Source organism: Novosphingobium chloroacetimidivorans, from assembly GCF_014204535.1.
Lineage (GTDB): Bacteria > Pseudomonadota > Alphaproteobacteria > Sphingomonadales > Sphingomonadaceae > Novosphingobium > Novosphingobium chloroacetimidivorans.
Genome location: NZ_JACHLR010000075.1, coordinates 1 through 1,966, shown reverse-complemented (window position 1 = coordinate 1,966; position 1,966 = coordinate 1). Strand labels below are relative to the sequence as shown.

2 protein-coding genes are annotated in these 1,966 nt (G+C 53.8%); both read right to left on the bottom strand.

Annotated elements, in window-relative coordinates:
- Nucleotides 1-174: 174 nt before the first annotated feature.
- Nucleotides 175-612 (bottom strand): hypothetical protein, encoded by a 438-nt coding sequence (locus tag HNO88_RS21870; protein ID WP_184250936.1) that lies wholly within the window; start codon nucleotides 610-612, stop codon nucleotides 175-177.
- Between the two features lie 252 nt (nucleotides 613-864).
- The gene (locus HNO88_RS21865) at nucleotides 865-1,524 is read right to left on the bottom strand and encodes an N-acyl amino acid synthase FeeM domain-containing protein (protein WP_221420171.1); all 660 of its coding nucleotides are present in this window, start codon (nucleotides 1,522-1,524) and stop codon (nucleotides 865-867) included.
- Between the last annotated feature and the right edge of the window lie 442 nt (nucleotides 1,525-1,966).

Here is a 1,966-nt window from a genome sequence, read left to right as displayed (position 1 = left end):
TGTTAGTGACAATTCTGAGCGGCGTTGGCGATCACCGCCTGCCCGTGCGAACAACGCTTGCTGTCGAAGCGAAGTGGAGCGTGTAGCTAAAGTGGGGCAACCCAGGAGCTGCTATCTCAACCTTCGGTTTCGGCGACGTCGATTGCGGGGGTAAGGTTCTTGAGGCAAGCCGGGTCAATAGGCGCCATCAAGGTCGCATATCTTCATAAGCGCAGCGGTGAGCTTCAGCCCGGGTGCAGCTTGTGAGGTCATCTCGCCGGACATGAATACCGGATCGACCTCAGCTTCGTAGTGGTAAACATCTGGAGAGCCTGGGCCCACTCCAAACAAGCTCGAACTGTCCGCCAGAGGGTTCCAGAGCCAAGTTTCGATGCGCAAGCTAATGACGTGGCCGTTCGTCCGATAAGTGCCGGCGTACGCGCGCTGAGCGTGACCGCCGAGAATCCTGCCAGCTTGCAATGCCAGTGTACCGCGATGGGAAAGATCCCGCGGTTTTAGGGCCGAGGTTGCAACGAAAGCCCACAATCCTTGAACACTGGCTTCGAAACCGCCCAAACCCGTAATGATGGCTTCTTTTCCGATGACTAAAGATCCGACCGGTAGGTTTTGCATATGCCCTCGCCGGCGCCATCAACCGACCATCGTAGCTGTCCAATATAAGACATGTCCGGGCCCTAGCGACTGAGCTCGACCTGCTTCATCACCCTCCCGCGTTCTGGAGAGTATCGGCTGTCCCCTCGTGTGTGCAATGTTTATTAACGCCAAACCTTGAAGTTTTGTTCCCTCTCACTCGCTCTGCGATCGCCTTCAACGAACATCGACAATAGACCCGTCAATGGTCTGCTTGGCTGCGCACTCATCAGGCTAGCAAGCTTCAAATAGTGTGCTGAGCGCTCCACGCTCGCCTTGCAAAGCCAAACGGCTCTTGACCCTGACTTCCTCAGCTTCCGAAAGGAAGTATGAGTACAGCGAATGCTTGCACGTCGACTTGCCGGACCGAAACCGTTGAATTTGAGAGGCTATCTCGGAGACGCTGATCCACATCAATTGGGAGGGCGCATCTACTGTGCCATTCATGCGCAACTCACCGATCGGCTTGAAGCCGAGCATGGCCTCATAGAACCGACGGTGGCGTGGGTTCACTTCTATGAAAAGGTCAGTACCTTCATAGCTGTCGCTTCCGTAGAGAAATACAGCATGAAAGAGACAAGCGAGAAGGCTGTTATTATCTTTTCTGTCACACTTTTCAAAAGCAAATCTTGTAAGTTCACACACTCGGGAACCCCGGACCCTCCTGTACTCATCAATCTCTGCCTTGAATAAGGCGTCAGCTGCTAGTCCCTCCGGTGTGTCAACTCCAAGTGTAATCGTACCGGCAAGGCTTGGCCCCATGCGGGCAAGAAATGTCGTTTGATAAGCGCTACCACCGATCTTGTGATGCGATCCATATCCACGCCACTCGTAGCGCCGGTTCAGCAACGACTCAGCCGCCAGGCGGTCGCATTCCGTCCGAGCAACAGACAAGGTCAGACGCCGTCGAGGCCCCGACGCTGAGGGCGCTTTGGGGTTCTCGAACGGCCGGCTTACGGTCCGCTCGTATAAGAGCTTCGAAGCTCTTCGATCAAACACCTGAATAGTCATATGAACCCCTGACGAGTGCAACGCCCTTGACCTGCATTTTGCGACATCTCTCGATAAGCCAGAATTATTAGTGCTGGTTAACGATCAGGTCGGCGCACCTCCAACAATCGGGCAAGGTCCATCTAGAAAGTTGTGCGTGCACAAGAGATCATCATATTTCTTGTTATGTCAGCGATGTAGTCAGGCACCAGTGTGAATAGTTCCCCCCCTGGCTCGCGAACAAGTTTCCTAAAAGCACCTGTTAACCGACCGTTCATGGTCGCCCCTGCCCCACGCAAGCTCATTTTGCTTTTTGTCGTAGATTGTATCTAAGCAAAACTATTCT